The sequence below is a fragment of the Alphaproteobacteria bacterium genome, assembly GCA_018662925.1.
Taxonomy (GTDB): domain Bacteria; phylum Pseudomonadota; class Alphaproteobacteria; order 16-39-46; family JABJFC01; genus JABJFC01.
Genome location: JABJFC010000074.1, coordinates 14500 through 29728, shown reverse-complemented (window position 1 = coordinate 29728; position 15229 = coordinate 14500). Strand labels below are relative to the sequence as shown.

Here is a 15229-nt window from a genome sequence, read left to right as displayed (position 1 = left end):
ATAATATTTCTTAAGAAGGGGTTACGTTTTCACCTAAAGAGTGTAACCCTTTTTCTCTCCTTTTCCAGCTATTTCCTCGTACTCAGAGCTTTTTTGTTTCTCTATCTCGGATCTAGGGGTTACAGTCGCTTGTTTTAAAGTATAAATATCACTTTTATAGTCATAATTTTATGTTTTTATAATAAAGTTAGAGTATGAGGTGTTTTATTTTTGTTTAGAGGTAGTAAAATGAATCGTTTATTTTCCCCTATTTTAGGGATTTCAATTATTTTTGGAGTGATTTCAATAAGTTCGACTTCATTTTCAATTCGTAATCCCGATCGAGGGCATGATAGAGATGTGGCGCGTCAAATTCTGATTGATCCGGAGAACATGGATACGCATTTGATGTTGAATCCCTATGATACTTTCATTTTAATCGATGTGGTGAAGCATGCGAAGACAGAAGGGAGATTGCTTCAGAATGTTATAAAAAATGCAAAAAAACATGAACGTTTGAGAAGGACATTTCTGGATAAGATGGAAAGTAGCATTGGCTACAGAGAGCAAGTTCTTCCATTTGTGGTGAAGGATACAGAGCTCGTAGATATGATTATGAGTGATTATGCGGCTGATTATCCCAAGACTGCTTCGAGCATCACCACTGCTTTAAGTGAGTAGTCAGAAAGAATTTATCCATTGATTTTCTGTTACCTTTGTCGTGATAATACCTCTTTAATAAGGGGTAATTCTCTATGGCTAATTTTTCATACCAAGATGTTCTCGACTTCTGGTTTGCAGAAGGAATGCAACCTAAGTGGTACATGAAAGATATGGAATTTGATGAAGAGATAAGACACAAATTTATGTCCCATTATCATTTTGCTATGGAGGGTGCGTATGATGAATGGACGAAATCTCCAGAAGGCGCTTTGGCGTTGGTGATCCTGTTAGATCAATTTCCACGCAATATGTTTCGAGGGACTGAAAAAGCTTTTTCATCAGATAGTAGAGCATTACAAATAGCCAAGAAAGCCATTGACCATAAGATGAATCAAAAACTTGTATCCAGAGAGCATAGGCATTTTCTATATATGCCCTTCATGCACAGTGAATCGTTGGAGGACCAAGAGAAGTGTGTTGATTTGTTCAAATCGATTCCGGAGGGTTATGATTATGCTATCCAACATCGGGATATTATTGCTCGGTTTGGCAGATTCCCTCACCGCAATGACATCTTAGAGCGCGCTTCTACGCCGGAGGAAAAGGACTTTTTGCAAGAAGAAGGGTCGTCTTTTTAGGGGAATGTAGTTTTAGGTCGTTTCTTAGAAAAGTTTCTGTTATACGCATCATAGTTTGACGTTATACTGAGAGATGAAGATGAATTTTAAAGCTCCAAAACTTCTTCTCCCCCTGTTTGTGGTGGGAGTCACTTTTGCTTCATTTCTATACTTGTTCCTTAATATTTCAATTGCGAATATTTTTTCCTCGATAACTTTATTTTCACCTGGGGTATTATCCATTGCGTTTTTGGCGATATTTTTAAATTTGTGCCTCAATTGTGTCAGGTTTTATTTTGTCGCGAGAACATTCAAACTTAAACTGTCCTTTCTAGTATCAGTTAAGGCCGTTTTGTATGGGTTGCTGGGAGGACTTTTGTTCTTACAGTTTATTGGGCAAACTGCTTCTCGTGCAACTATTCTGTCTAGAATGGGGGTTTCAACATCTTCCACAATTGTGATGACTGCTTATGAGCGGATTCTATCACTATTTGTTTTAGGGGGAACTGGCTTTTTAGGTCTCTTGTGGCTTTCAAAAGACATAGTTCTTGATATTGCTAATGGGGGGACTGACTTAATCGTCCTGATTGCATCCGTAAGTTCTATTCTTACTTTAGTTTTCATCTTTGCGAATCCACATCTTCTTCAACGGATGGTACGTGTTTTGTTTAATGTTTCAACACTCCTAAGTGTGCTGAGAGATGGGATTCTTACTTTTCTTACACAAGTCTGTATGCTTTTTGGGTATTTAGCCCTTGCCAGTTCGTTTGTTCCTTCTATGAATGTGGCAGATTTTGCGGCAGCTTCATTAATCATAATGTTTGTGGCAAGCGTCCCAATTAGTTTTTCTGGATGGGGAATCAGGGAACTGAGTGCTGTCTACGCTTATGGGGTTCTTGGGCTTTTAGAGGCTAACGCCTTAGCTATTTCCTTGATGGTAGGCCTCTTTTCACTTTTCGTTTTGTTTCTTTCAATGGTTTTAGTTTGGATTATAGGGAGCACGAGCAAGTTTGTTTCTGAGGCAAAAAAACATGAATATAAAGAAACGGGTCCGGATTATTCTCGTTTCCTAAGCTACTTTTTACCCGTTTTGGCGGCTACCCTTGTTCTTTTTCAAGTTTACATCCCATTTGGCAACAATATCTTGAGTGTGAATTTAGCTGATCCTATTGCAATTGTCGGAGGGTTTGTTTTTCTTTTTCGCTATATCCAGCAGAAAAATAGGAAAGAATTTTTGAGAATTCAAGGCATTGAGTTGCTTTTGGTGGGGGCTACCTCAATAATATGTTTGTCTTTTTTAATTGGCTACCTGGACTATGGATTTGTCAATTGGGCTTTCTACAATCGGTTGGTAGGTTGGTTTATCATACTTGGGTACGTGGGAACCGGAGCACTTATCATATCAGAAGCAGGTCTCAGTGCTTTCACAACATTTTCGCGGACGTTCGTCTTTGCACTTGCAGGAGTTGTTCTGCTTGGCTTCATAGAAATGGTAACGATTAACGTGGGAGGAAGCACACAATATTTCGTAAGAAATTCACAGTTACTGGGATTTGTTCAAAATCCTAATGCATTTTCTTTTCAGCTCTTAATTGGTGCGTCAATTGCCTTCTCAGCTTTTAAAGGGGATGCAGATCAGTATGCAAATATGAAAAGGTTTACTTGGATAATTTTGACAGCAATTATATTAGCAGGGCTTTTTCATGCTAAGTCTAGGGTTGGATATTGCGTTGCAACTGGTCTCATAATTTTAAGTATTTATTTTCGCTATTTGAAAGTTATACTCTTGGGGAAAATAGCACTTTTAGCAACTGCCATAGCAACTTTGCCACATGTCATTTCCTTTTTTATGAATTCTATGACAACAAGTGGCGCCGTACGTTATTCTTTTCAGGTTGTAAAGAAGGTTTTCCGAATGAACTCTGATGGAGAGCGAATGCAGACCCTCGTTGATGCATTGAAAATGTTTCAGGAAACCCCAATATTTGGTTCTGGAATTGGGAAATTTATTAGCACACACATGGGAGTAGATGGCATTCCAATTGTAATCCATAGTTCAATAGGATGGCTTTTGGCAGAATCTGGTATTGTCGGGTTTCTCATTTTCAGTGGCGGGTTCTTTTGGATTCTTAGACAATCTTTGTGGAATGTGAGGAATGAGGGTTTTTTAACTGATAGAGTCACGCTTTTAATAATGTGTGCAATGGGAATTTTTTGTACTGTGCATGATATGTTGTATCAGCGAAGCTTTTGGCTGATCTTAGGAGCGTGTCTTTTGAAGAGTCGTTTCCCCAGTACTCAGAAAGAATCAGTTTCCACTGAAAAGCACTCTCAAACGGCTGCGGTCCTCTCAACTTCGTAGCAAAAGCAGAATGAGGATACTTTAACAATATCGGCGATAGGCAAGAGCTTCGGCAATATGAATTCGATGAATATCCTCTTGGCAAGCCAGGTCTGCAATTGTCCTAGCCACACGAAGGACTCGATGATAGCTTCGCCCAGATAAATTTAGTTTTTGAGTCGCTTCTCTGAGGAGATCAATTCCATCTCTATCAGGGGTGGCAATTTCCATCAAAATCTCACCGTCAGCTTCTGAATTCGTACGGATGTTTTGGAGTAAATTCCGCTTTTTGAATCGCTCAATTTGTAGTTGGCGTGCTGCAAAGACGCGTTTGGAAACATCAGCGCTTTTTTCCCGGGGAGAAGTTCCTTCCAAATCAAAGGGCGAGAGAGGAGGAACATGCACATGAAGATCTATACGATCGTATAAAGGACCGGAAATCTTTGCTTGGTATTTTTCCCCACATTTAGGCGCTTGACTGCAGGCACGCTTAGGTTCATCCATGTATCCACACCGGCAGGGGTTCATGGCAGCAATTAGCTGGAATTTGGAAGGATATGTAACCCGAGCATTGGCTCTAGAAACGATGATTTTTCTGGACTCCAGAGGTTGCCGAAGGGACTCCAAAGTTTGTCTTGAGAATTCAGGCAGCTCATCCAAAAAGAGGACTCCATTATGGGCTAGAGAGATTTCTCCAGGTTGAGCCCTATGTCCCCCGCCCACAAGTGCTGGGAGGGATGCAGAATGATGTGGGTCGCGATAGGGGCGATTTCTTATAATTTTACCATCTCTCAGATGCCCCATAAGGCTGTGGATCATGCTGGTTTCCAAAGCTTCACTGGGAGAAAGGGGAGGAAGGATGCTAGACAAGCGACTTGCCAACATGGACTTTCCAGAACCGGGGGGGCCGGTCATCAACATGTTATGTCCGCCCGCAGCGGCAATTTCCAAGACGCGTTTTGCTGTTTCCTGTCCTTTGATATCTTTCAGATCTGGTTGAGTCGTTTCTTCCTGTTTAAGTTCGATGCTTGGCTTGGAAAGGATTTGTCGGCCATGAAAATGGTTGACGAGAGATAATAGTGTCGGGGCGGCAAGAATTTCTAGATCATGGGCCCAGGCTGCTTCTTTGCCACAGGACTCAGGACAAATCAGCCCCAATCCTTGACTTACAGCATCAATAGCGGCCGGCAGAATGCCAACAACAGAACTGATGCGACCGTCCAGGGCTAATTCTCCCAAGACCGAGTATCTCGCGACTTCTTCAATGGGAATTGTATTCATGCTTGCGAGAAGCCCTAGAGCGATCGGAAGATCGTAATGGCTTCCTTCTTTTTGAACATCTGCGGGAGATAAATTCACGACAATTCTTTTGGGAGGGAGAGAGAGCCCCATCCCGTATAGGGCCGAGCGTATGCGTTCTCGGGATTCGGCCACGGCTTTGTCTGGGAGTCCAACGATATTAAAGGAGACATTCCCCCCTGTATAGATTTGGACTTGAGTGTCAATTCTTAGAACTTGGATTCCTTGAAATGCCACAGTATTTGTACGTGCATGCATATTACCTTCCTGATTAACTTAGTAAATATTATGGTGGACTGATAGAAGATTCAATCGTATCCCAAAAGATGCTTTCGACGGACACATTATTCAGCTGATTTAGAGCAGCGATGCCCGTTGGGGACGTAACGTTAATTTCAATGACATGTTCTTCTATAAGATCAAGGCCGGCAAATAGAAGCTCGTGGTCTGATAGGAACTTCCCAATTTTATTGCAAACTTCCGTCTCTCGTGTGGTCAGTTGAGTTTTCTTTATGGATCCCCCTAGGACAGTATTGGCTCGGAAATCGCCATTGGGAGGAATACGCGAAAAAGCGCCTACAAGTTTACCATCAATAAGGATTGCGCGCTTATCTCCCTTTGTCGAAATACTTGGAAAGTATTTTTGAAAAATAAGGGGCTCACGCTTCTGTTCACTGAGCAAATCTACAATTGGCCAGAACATGTCATCATGGGGTTTGATATGAAAGATGTTTTTCCCGCCATGGAGGTATAGGGGTTTGACGATGATGTCATCATATTTGCTTCGAAAAGCGGTGATTTCCTCTCTATTCCGAGTGATGAGAGTAGGCGGTGTGAGGTCAGGAAAGTGTGTCACTAAAAGTTTCTCGGGAGAATTTCTGACTTCACGGGGGTTATTTACAACCAGAGTTGTCTCTTTGAGGTGCTCCAAAAGATAAGTGGCCGTTATATACGCCATATCAAAAGGCGGATCCTGTCTCATCAGAACAACATCATATTCGTTTAAGGAGACAGTTTGGGGGTTTCCCAGGGTATAATAGTCGGATTTATCTTCTCTCCAGTAAAGGGGATGCCCATATGCTTTTAGCTGGTTATCAGAAAAAATCAAATTCTCCGGCGTATAGTAGAAAAGGTGATGTCCCCTTTTTTCGGCTTCTAGCCCCAGTAAATATGTTGAATCCGTTTGAATATTAATGGACTCAATGGGATCCATTTGAATGGCAACAAAAAGGGACATGCCGACCTAGACTCTTCTGGCTTGCGGGTCAAGTGGGGTGGCAGATACTTCTGGAAGCCTTGAATTGGTGGGTGCTGATGGAGCGTTGTTCTGTTTGACGCCTCTCTTTGTCCTCTTAAGGGAGACCTGACGGAGTGCCGCTTTAGAGGTGCGTTTCAAACTTTTATTTATGCCCTTTTTTATCACGGGTCGTTCTTCAAATGCTGGTGGGTTTGGTTTTGTTTTGAAAATGGGATCGTCCAAAGAGCGTACGTAATTTACCACTTTTACGACACCGCTTGTTGTACGAGCAGCCTCAATGACTTTATCCAATTCTTCGGGGTTGAGAGCGACTCCTAAGAGATACACGACACCATTTTCAGTATGAACCGTATAATTGGAGGAGCTGACGTCTTCGGTGAAGATTAATTCACTTCTGATCTGAGTAGAAATCCAGGCGTCGCTTATTGATTCACCAATAGTTTGCTCATCGGAAACATCAAGCTCGTTGATGACTTCTCTAACACCATCGGCTTGCCAAGCAAGGCGCATGGCATCTTCTTTTGCTTCCTCATTTGAAACTGCTCCGGTTAACAGAACTCGTCCGCTCTGAACGGAAAGATTGACTTGGCGGTACATGTCTACATTCTTTTTGAACCACGTGTAATTTATCTGAACGCGAATATCTGAGTCACTGACGAAGCCTGAAAATCCACGTTCTTGGGCTGAAGTATTCACAACGGTTGCTCCCGTGCTGACAAGGGCCACGGGTTCACAGGCTGAAAGAAACAACAGGCTGCTTCCTAAACCAAAAAAAGTCATTAAGCGAATTGTTAGTGGGGAAAATTTTTTAGACACGTTGAAAAACTCCAAAATAAACTTATAACCAAGCACCCTTCAAATGTACTGGCCAATGGTTAGACGTCAACAAAATAACGTCATATCGGATAGAATGATTAACAAAATGTGGGAAATGAGACAAAAAATATGTTGAGGTTTTTTCAATTCTCTTTCTTTGCTGAAAGGTAACCGACTCAGAAGCTTGTAATAAATTAGGCCTGTATTTTACTTCGACCATGATCAAAAGTTTCCCTCGAGTGGCAATGATATCAATTTCTCCAACATGAGTTTTATATCGACACTGGAGGATCCTATATCCTTTTAGTATCAGTAGAATGACAGCTATATGTTCAGCAATCTTCCCTTTCCACCATCCCCAAAATCCCCTTTGTTTCTTGTCGGATTTGCAAAACATATTTTTATCCTTCCTTGGCTTGTTTGAGTTACACATTGACATTGAATAGGGCTTTTGCTAAGCGTTAAAAACTCATAGCTAAGGATATGAAATGTTAGAGAACGGTTTTATACATAAGGCTTATTATTGGAGAGAGGGGCGATGGTGGTATTGCAACTACCCTAGTGCTGCGTCTATTTTAACTCTCTCTCAGAAAGGTCTTAATCATGAAAACCCAATTAACTCTTAAACAACTTTTTACTTTTTTAACCATCTTTACTTTGTCAGCTGTTCTTTCTATAGAGGGCTCGCTAGCAAAAAAAGTCGTTGCTATCACACAAATCACGCAGCATCCTTCCTTGGATAAAATTAGAGCGGGCGTTCTTCATGAGCTTGCTGCCTTTGAGAAGGAAACGGGTGAAAAAGTGGAGATAGTTTACGATAACGCCCAGGGAAACATTGCACTTTCTGCACAAATAGCGCAGCGATTTGCGGGGTTAAATCCCGATGCTATTGTGGCGATCACAACACCTTCAGCCCAATCTGTTCTCTCGGCAGTCAAGGAAACGGATATTCCGCTGGTTTTTAGCGCGGTCACTGATCCCGTAGGGGCAAAACTTTTAAAACGTGTTGATCTTTCCACTTCAAAAGTGACGGGAACCATCGACTTTCCTCCTGTGGATGCTCAGATTGCTTTGATCAAAAATTTGATCCCGAACCTCAAAAATTTGGGTGTAATATACAACCCAGGAGAGGTAAATTCTATAAATCAGGTGAAAGCACTTGATGAGTTGGCGACCAAAATGGGCATTACGCTTCAATTGGCCCCAGCAGATTCTTCCAACAAGGTTCGGTCTGTGGCAGAGTCTCTCGTTGGAAAAGTCGAAGCCATATATATTCCCAATGACAATGCAGTCGTTTCAGGACTCGATGGGGTTTTGAAGGTATCCTATGAGAATAAAATTCCAATTTTTACAAGTGATGGTGAATCCGTGGAAAGAGGAGCACTTGCTGCTCTCGCGAACAATCAATATGAGGTTGGTCGAGATACAGGCGGCTTAGTAGTTCAATTACTTTCTGGTCAAAATGTGGCACAAGTTGCTCCTATTATCTCTAATATACCCGAGCTAACTCTCAACATAAAAACCGCCAAAAAAATTCATATAGCCATTCCCGATGGAATTATTAAGAAAGCCACAAAGGCTTTGGAATGAGAAAAATGATGCGCATAAATATTGAGAAGTTCCAGAAATGTCCTTGGTCTGGGAAAGGCTGCTTGAGGGCGATTGGTTTCTTAGTGCTTTTTAATTTTTTGTTCTCTGGTGCTTACGCACAGGAAGAATTTAAAACCCTCGCCATTACTCAAATTGTTTCACACCCAGCTCTCGATGCTGTTCGAGATGGTGTTTTAGAGGGGCTTGCAAAAGAGGGATTTATAGAAGGTAAAAATTTGACGGTTCTCCAGGGGAATGCTCAAGGGAATATTTCCTTGGCAGCCCAAATTGCTCAGAAATTTGTGGGGCAAGAACCGGACGCCATTATGGCCATCGCGACGCCTTCGGCTCAAACGGCAAAATCTGCAGATCGAGAGCATGCTATTCCCATTGTTTTTGCGGCGGTAACAGATCCCATAGCAGCTAAACTTGTGAAGAGTCTAGAAAAGCCAGGTTCAAACGTGACTGGGGTAACGGATTTCCCCCCCATGGAAAAGCAAGTAGCACTGATAAAACAAATTCTGCCAAATCTAAAAAGTTTAGGGGTTCTGTACAACCCTGGGGAAGCAAATTCTGTTGCTCAAGTAGACTACCTTAAAAAAATCGCGCCTAATATACAAATCGTTGAAATGCCGGTGGCTAAAGCTACGGAAATTTTGACGGCGACTCAAGCAATACTGCCGAAGGTGGACGCTATATATATCCCATTGGATAATACGGTTGTCTCGGCCTTGGAAAATGTGATTGCTGTTGCGCACAAAGAGAAGATTCCCGTTTTTGCCAGTGATTCGGAGGGGGTTCGGCTAGGGGCTCTTGGGACCGTGGGCATAAGTCACTTCGAACAAGGACTCCAAGTGGCTCGGCTTTTGGCGCGCGTCCTAAGGGGAGAAAATCCTGGCGGAATTTCGGTTGTCCAAACAAAAGCTGCGGGGACCTATATCAATAAGAAAAGTGCGGGTATTTTGGGGATAACCGTTCCCCCGAGAGTTATCTCTAAGGCGGAAATCATTTCTGGAGAGTAAGTGGGGAATCTCCCTATCATTTAAAAATGACATGGTGTAGAAAGATACCAGAAATGAAATCGACAGGACGGCTATTGGATAGGCCCTATGGATTATGAACAATATTTTGAGAATGCATTAACTCAGTGGAAAGCTGCAGGTAACTATCGTGTGTTTGCCAATATAAAACGTTGCCAAGGGGAATTTCCCAAAGCTCACTATTATGGCCCAAATGGTGTGGAAGAGGTTGTTGTTTGGTGCAGCAATGATTATCTTGCTATGGGACAACATCCGTCGGTTCTGCAGGCCATGGAAACAGCCATGAAGGAAGTCGGTGCTGGTGCAGGGGGGACTCGGAATATCTCTGGAACCAGTCATTTTCACGTTTTATTAGAAGAGGAGCTTGCCGATCTTCATAAAAAAGAAGCTGCACTCTTATTTACGTCTGGTTATGTAGCTAATGAAGCAACCTTGAGTGTCTTGGGTAAAAAGCTTCCTAATTGTATTATTTTTTCTGATGAGGCCAATCATGCCTCCATGATTCAAGGAATTCGTCACAGCAATGCCGAGAAGCATATTTTTAGACACAATGACCTAGAACATTTAGAAAGCCTCTTAAAGGGGGCTCATATGCTGGACCCTACCCGACCAAAAATTATCGCTTTTGAGTCCGTATACTCTATGGATGCAGATATTGCTCCTATTGCTGAGATTTGTGATCTTGCGGAAAAATACAATGCTCTGACTTATCTGGATGAGGTGCATGGAGTTGGCCTCTATGGGGCACGTGGTGGTGGGGTGGCTGAAGAGCGCGGGCTTCTTGATCGAATCTCCATTATACAGGGAACTCTTGGAAAGGCCTTTGGAATAATGGGAGGATACGTTGCTGCTTCCCGAACTTTAGTTGATTTTATCCGTTGTTTTGCTCCCTCGTTCATTTTTACCACATCATTGCCACCGGCCTTGGCGGCTGCTGCTCAAGCTAGTGTTCAACACTTAAAGGAGAGTCAGTTTGAGCGTCTCCGACATCAAGAACAAGTGAAGAAAGTAAAAGAAGGATTGGCTAATATCTCTATTCCTTTTATGGATGAGGCCAGTCACATTGTGCCAGTAATCATCGGTGAAGCACACCTATGCCGCAAGGCAGCAGACCACTTGGTCGATCAACATGGAATCTATGTGCAACCTCTCAACTATCCCACAGTACCTGAAGGAACAGAACGTTTCCGCTTAACCCCATCCGTGGTTCATACGGATGAGATGATTCAGCAACTTATCGCTGCTCTAGATGATGTGTGGAATAAGTTCGATTTGCCTCGGGTTAAACCGGGAAAATCCGCCTTGAAGGAAGCCATTTAGAAAGCTGATTTCAAAGTAAAGATTTTAGACAACAAAAAAAAGCACCTCTAGAATGAAAGAGGCGCTTTATATATTTCGTTTTATATTCCGTTTTTCTGGAAATATTACTCTTCGGGATCAGTAATCCAATCGCGGCCCATTTCCTGCAAAAATCTTTCCGGAGTAGGAAATCCCCCTGTTCTATTTAAGGTATCCCTCACCGTCGTGAAAATATTAAAGGCCCCATAATTTTCCTCAGCACTTACAAAATCACCCCACGTAGGAAAAATCTGTTGAACATGGGCGACTACTTTTTCATAAGCGGCACCAGAATACTCTAGAGTTTCAGTAAACTCAGATAACGCCTCTGCATCCGAATAATAATGTTCATTTGAAGTTCTTAGCCGTCCAGAGAAAAAGTTTTCCAGCAGGCCATCAAGAGATCCAAAAACATATTCGAGATAACTACGGGGCGCTCCATATGCTTCCAAAATACTATTCTTCCCAGCGTTAGTGATTCCAGGCCATTCCTCTTTAACTTCATCAAATTCTTCATTTTTTTCGAATGCGTTAAATGTCTCTCGAGTAATACTATCAATAACCATGGTTACAATTTCATCGAAAAATGTCTTTTGAAACTCTTTTCTTCCTTGTAAATCTTCAGGATGTCGGCACATGGCGAGAAACGTTCCTAATCTTGCGAGGGCTTTTGCAGGGACAAATTTTGTTCCTTCTACAAACACTTTAAGGTGTTGGTTCAGCACAAGTAGTGTTTGCATGAAGGCTTGCCCTGAGGGGGCGTCCATGTCAGAGGCAACCTGATTAACAGTTTTACGGAGAGAGTCGTTATCTCCCAGTAATCCCATTGCTAACAGAAGATGGTCTTCTGCGGTTCCAGCGTCTAAAAGCATCTTGGCAGCACTTGCGCCAGCCATTACCGAGTGGTCTTTCGCAAGATCAATTTTCCACGTTTCTTCTCCATCGGTTTCAGAGACGATTACAGATTCGCTTGTTGGAATATTTGTATCTGCAAAGTGCCAGGAGGGAACAAACGTTCCAACTTCTTCAGGCTTCTTTTTTGGTTGGATGCCCATGCCGAGAAGGATACTTTCGGCAAGGAGATCCCCTGCAACTCTTCCCCAGTCTCCAGAAACAGAGCAAGTTGCCATAAACTCGTTGAGCACTTCTAAAAACTTGTCTTTATCAGTTTCCGAAGGATCATTTAGAAATCTCTTAATAGCAAGCACTCCCGCAGAATAATGCCCAGGTCTTTCAACAGTCAATTCTCCCATTTGTCCCTCTGATAAAAGCTGAATAAAATCGGCTGGGCGAAGTTGTTGTGCGATTAAATCAACCTCGTCTCTCATGCTGTTACTTTCAGCGTCGCCAAGTTTTGAAGAGGCTTCAAATCCTGAGAAAAGCACTGCACTGATAGTTAGCAATTCAATTATTTTGGGGAAACGCATGGAAAACTCCTAATAAATTCAATATTGAAATCAACACTAATATACAAATACATTACATAATGTCAATATTTGTTAATGTTTAGGGTGAATTTCACACAAAAAAATAAACTTTTTATTGTGATTTCTAAAAGGGATTGTTTGGATAATTATTTTCAATATTAAGAAATTACCTATGATGTATTCTGAAAACGACCAAATCATTTTAAGCAAGTTATACGTCTTAGAACACGAAGTTCTTGTGTGTGGAATTGCCAGAGTGCTAGGATCTACTCGTCATATTCATTTGAACTAAAGTAGTAATGAGATCGATGAGAAATTCTATATCTCCTGAGCATCAGGGCGCCGCATTTGCCATCATTTCGGGACTTTTTTACGGCCTTCTTGGTTACTTTGGTATGACGATCATAAATGCCAATTTTTCCATTAGTAATATGTTGTTTTGGAGGTTTTTAGTATCAAGCATAACCCTTCTACTGATTCTTTTACCCAAGCTAAAAACTATCCGTGAGAGATCAGGAGAACTCCTGAAAACTTTTGTTTTTGGAGGACTATTCTATTGTTTGGCGGCCATAATTTATTTTATCTCCAGTCAATACATTGGGACGGGATTCGCCATGGTACTCTTTTTTACTTACCCTGCAATTATTATTCTTTACAATGGGTTATTCTGTCGTGCTTCCATTAACAAATTATATTACATCGCTCTTTTTATGATCATTGTTGGAATGGTGCTATTGGTTGATATGCACGAATTTAAATTTGATATGGTGGGGATCGGTGCCGGCGTGTTGGCAGCTGTGTTCTACGCTGGTTATATAATAACGAGTAAGAAAATATCCCTTTCACCGCAAACGTCATCTCTTATGGTCTCTCTAAGTAGCGCTCTGTTGTGTTTAGTATTTGCCGTAGGGGAAAACAGTTTTTCCATTCCAACCACTGCATACCTTTGGTTCAATATTATTGCAGTGGGGACCATCTGCACAGCATTCCCCATTTTGTTTTTGCTAGAAGGATTGAAAAGAATCAGCGCAGAAAAAGGATCCATACTCTCGGTTCTAGAGCCAATATTTGTTGTAATCTTCGGGGTGATTTTATTGGGAGAACAGATAAATATCGCTCAAACGTTGGGCGTTATCATTATCCTTTCAGGCGCGCTCATCACCTTGCTGAGTGGCAGCCTAATTATAAAGAAGCGGCGTTTTAAGCCCAGAAAAACTCAGACGTAAGGATAACCCGCACTTCGTCCGTTTTCTAGACACATTTGCTATGCAATCTTGGGAACACCGCTTGTGGTGGAGTACTCAAAGTGGAGGGCTTCCCCAGGATGAACGAGGGGGTGGATAGCGTGGGCAGCACAAGCGGACTCGGAAAATCCAGTCAAGATCAACTTAAGCTTACCCGGGTAGTGAACGACATCTCCAATGGCGAAGATACCAGGTGTGCTTGTTTCCGATGTGGAGGGATCAACTTTGATATGGCTGTTGTCCATATTGAGTCCCCAAGTGGCGATGGGGCCCAGGTTCATGGACAGGCCAAAAAATGGCAATAGGACATCTGCCTTTATGGATTTTTCATTGTTGTCTAAATCTTTAACAATGACTGCGTCCAACTGTCCTGTTTGTGCATTTCCTTCTAATCCCTGAAGTTGATAGGGCGTTACAATATCCAGCTTGGGTGTTTCGGCGAGCTTATGAAGTTTATCTACACATTCAGGGGCCCCACGAAATTTTGGCCGACGGTGGATCACGGAAATGTGTTCAGCAATATCTGCAAGGGCAATGGACCAATCTAGTGCTGAGTCGCCACCACCGGCAATAACAATGCGTTTGCCACGAAAGGATTCTTTGTTGCGAACCATATAGAAAACGCTTTTGCCTTCATAAGCTTCGAGATTCTCAAGGGGTGGCTTATTGGGCCCAAAGGCACCGACACCTGCTGCAATAATGATTGCTTTTGTATGAATCTTCGTCCCTATGGAGGTGGTGACAATCCACGATTTTTCAGCACCTTCTTTGACTTCGACCACTTGTTGATTCAAGTGGTATACGGGATTAAAAGGAGCCACCTGTTCTTCTAGATTCTTGATCAAATCTCCACCAGAAATCTCTGGCCAAGCTGGAATATCATAGATGGGTTTTTCCGGATATAGGGCCGTGCATTGGCCTCCAATCATTTCCAGTGTATCCACCACATGGCATTTCATCTTCAGCATGCCACATTGAAAGATGGCAAAAAGCCCCACGGGTCCCGATCCGATAATTAAAACATCGGTTTTGTGATCAAAGGCATTATTGCTCATGGAAGTCCTCCAAAATTATTCAATCGATTCTTGCAGCTTCATCTTTAACCCATTAGAACAATAGCCATGGAAAAGACGTGCACTAAAAACATTAGGCTTGCCACCCTTGCAGATATGGATGGGTTTGCCCAGAAATTGGCTCAGTCTATGAAGACAGGAGATATCCTGACGCTTCAAGGACAATTGGGATCTGGTAAGACCACATTTGCCAAGTTCTTTATGGGGGCTCTGGGCCTGAGAAGTCAAGAGGTTCCAAGTCCTACGTTCACTCTGGTTCAGACCTATCCCTTTTCTGAATTTATGGTTTGGCATTTCGATTTATACCGTTTAAAAGATCCAGAGGAAGTATATGAATTAGGCATTGAAGAGGCATTTGCAGAAGGGGTTTCATTAATTGAATGGCCAGAACGTTTGGAAGGCATGTTACCGAGAGAGCATCTGCAGATAGAAATTATTATTCCCGAGGGGGGAAGTATGGAAGAGGTGCGAAATGTTGTGTTGACAGGATACCAAGGTTGGTGTCAACGTTTAGAAAAATTATTTAATAATAAAGAGATATAAC

The 15229-nt window shown here is 42.3% G+C and carries 14 protein-coding genes; 8 read left to right on the top strand and 6 right to left on the bottom strand.

From position 1 onward, the window contains the following. The first annotated feature begins 228 nt into the window (after positions 1-228). The 3 genes from HOL16_06270 to HOL16_06260 all read left to right on the top strand — a co-directional run bounded on the left by HOL16_06270 (position 229) and on the right by HOL16_06260 (position 3621). Complete coding sequence (locus HOL16_06270) at positions 229-660, top strand: hypothetical protein (protein MBT5390292.1); 432 nt, start codon at positions 229-231, stop codon at positions 658-660. Between the two features lie 74 nt (positions 661-734). Continuing rightward, positions 735-1280 (top strand): DUF924 domain-containing protein, encoded by a 546-nt coding sequence (locus tag HOL16_06265; GenBank protein MBT5390291.1) that lies wholly within the window; start codon positions 735-737, stop codon positions 1278-1280. A 79-nt stretch (positions 1281-1359) separates the two neighbouring features. Next, positions 1360-3621 carry a flippase-like domain-containing protein gene (locus HOL16_06260; protein MBT5390290.1) on the top strand — a complete coding sequence of 754 codons (2262 nt, stop codon included), beginning with the start codon at positions 1360-1362 and terminating at the stop codon, positions 3619-3621. Positions 3622-3642: 21 nt separating this feature from the next. Here HOL16_06260 and HOL16_06255 read toward each other — a convergent pair whose 3' ends face one another. Genes HOL16_06255 through HOL16_06240 form a run of 4 tightly spaced genes read right to left on the bottom strand, consistent with a single transcriptional unit; the run spans position 3643 to position 7370 of the window. Further along, positions 3643-5157 carry a YifB family Mg chelatase-like AAA ATPase gene (locus tag HOL16_06255; GenBank protein MBT5390289.1) on the bottom strand — a complete coding sequence of 505 codons (1515 nt, stop codon included), beginning with the start codon at positions 5155-5157 and terminating at the stop codon, positions 3643-3645. Positions 5158-5185: 28 nt separating this feature from the next. Beyond that, on the bottom strand, positions 5186-6136 hold the full coding sequence (gene gshB / locus HOL16_06250; protein ID MBT5390288.1) for a glutathione synthase: 951 nt from the start codon (positions 6134-6136) through the stop codon (positions 5186-5188). A gap of 6 nt (positions 6137-6142) precedes the next feature. Then, positions 6143-6937, bottom strand: coding sequence for a BON domain-containing protein (locus HOL16_06245; protein MBT5390287.1), 795 nt, complete (start codon positions 6935-6937; stop codon positions 6143-6145). A gap of 58 nt (positions 6938-6995) precedes the next feature. Next, on the bottom strand, positions 6996-7370 hold the full coding sequence (locus HOL16_06240; GenBank protein MBT5390286.1) for a YraN family protein: 375 nt from the start codon (positions 7368-7370) through the stop codon (positions 6996-6998). Positions 7371-7576: 206 nt separating this feature from the next. On the opposite strand from HOL16_06240, the gene HOL16_06235 reads away from it, so the two are divergent. The 3 genes from HOL16_06235 (at position 7577) to hemA (ending at position 10923) form a co-directional block, all read left to right on the top strand. Continuing rightward, on the top strand, positions 7577-8563 hold the full coding sequence (locus HOL16_06235) for an ABC transporter substrate-binding protein (protein MBT5390285.1): 987 nt from the start codon (positions 7577-7579) through the stop codon (positions 8561-8563). An 8-nt stretch (positions 8564-8571) separates the two neighbouring features. Then, positions 8572-9585, top strand: a complete 1014-nt coding sequence (locus HOL16_06230; GenBank protein ID MBT5390284.1) for an ABC transporter substrate-binding protein — start codon at positions 8572-8574, stop codon at positions 9583-9585. A gap of 87 nt (positions 9586-9672) precedes the next feature. After that, positions 9673-10923, top strand: a complete 1251-nt coding sequence (hemA, locus tag HOL16_06225; GenBank protein ID MBT5390283.1) for a 5-aminolevulinate synthase — start codon at positions 9673-9675, stop codon at positions 10921-10923. Positions 10924-11027: 104 nt separating this feature from the next. On the opposite strand, the gene HOL16_06220 is transcribed toward hemA, so the two are convergent. Then, complete coding sequence (locus tag HOL16_06220) at positions 11028-12368, bottom strand: hypothetical protein (protein ID MBT5390282.1); 1341 nt, start codon at positions 12366-12368, stop codon at positions 11028-11030. Between the two features lie 308 nt (positions 12369-12676). On the opposite strand from HOL16_06220, the gene HOL16_06215 reads away from it, so the two are divergent. Next, on the top strand, positions 12677-13594 hold the full coding sequence (locus HOL16_06215) for a DMT family transporter (protein ID MBT5390281.1): 918 nt from the start codon (positions 12677-12679) through the stop codon (positions 13592-13594). 38 nt (positions 13595-13632) lie between these two features. On the opposite strand, the gene HOL16_06210 is transcribed toward HOL16_06215, so the two are convergent. Then, positions 13633-14667 carry an NAD(P)/FAD-dependent oxidoreductase gene (locus HOL16_06210; protein MBT5390280.1) on the bottom strand — a complete coding sequence of 345 codons (1035 nt, stop codon included), beginning with the start codon at positions 14665-14667 and terminating at the stop codon, positions 13633-13635. 114 nt (positions 14668-14781) lie between these two features. Here HOL16_06210 and tsaE point away from each other — a divergent pair, with 114 nt between their 5' ends. Further along, a complete protein-coding gene (gene tsaE, locus HOL16_06205) occupies positions 14782-15228 on the top strand; it encodes a tRNA (adenosine(37)-N6)-threonylcarbamoyltransferase complex ATPase subunit type 1 TsaE (GenBank protein MBT5390279.1) in 447 nt (148 codons plus the stop codon). Position 15229: the final 1 nt, after the last annotated feature.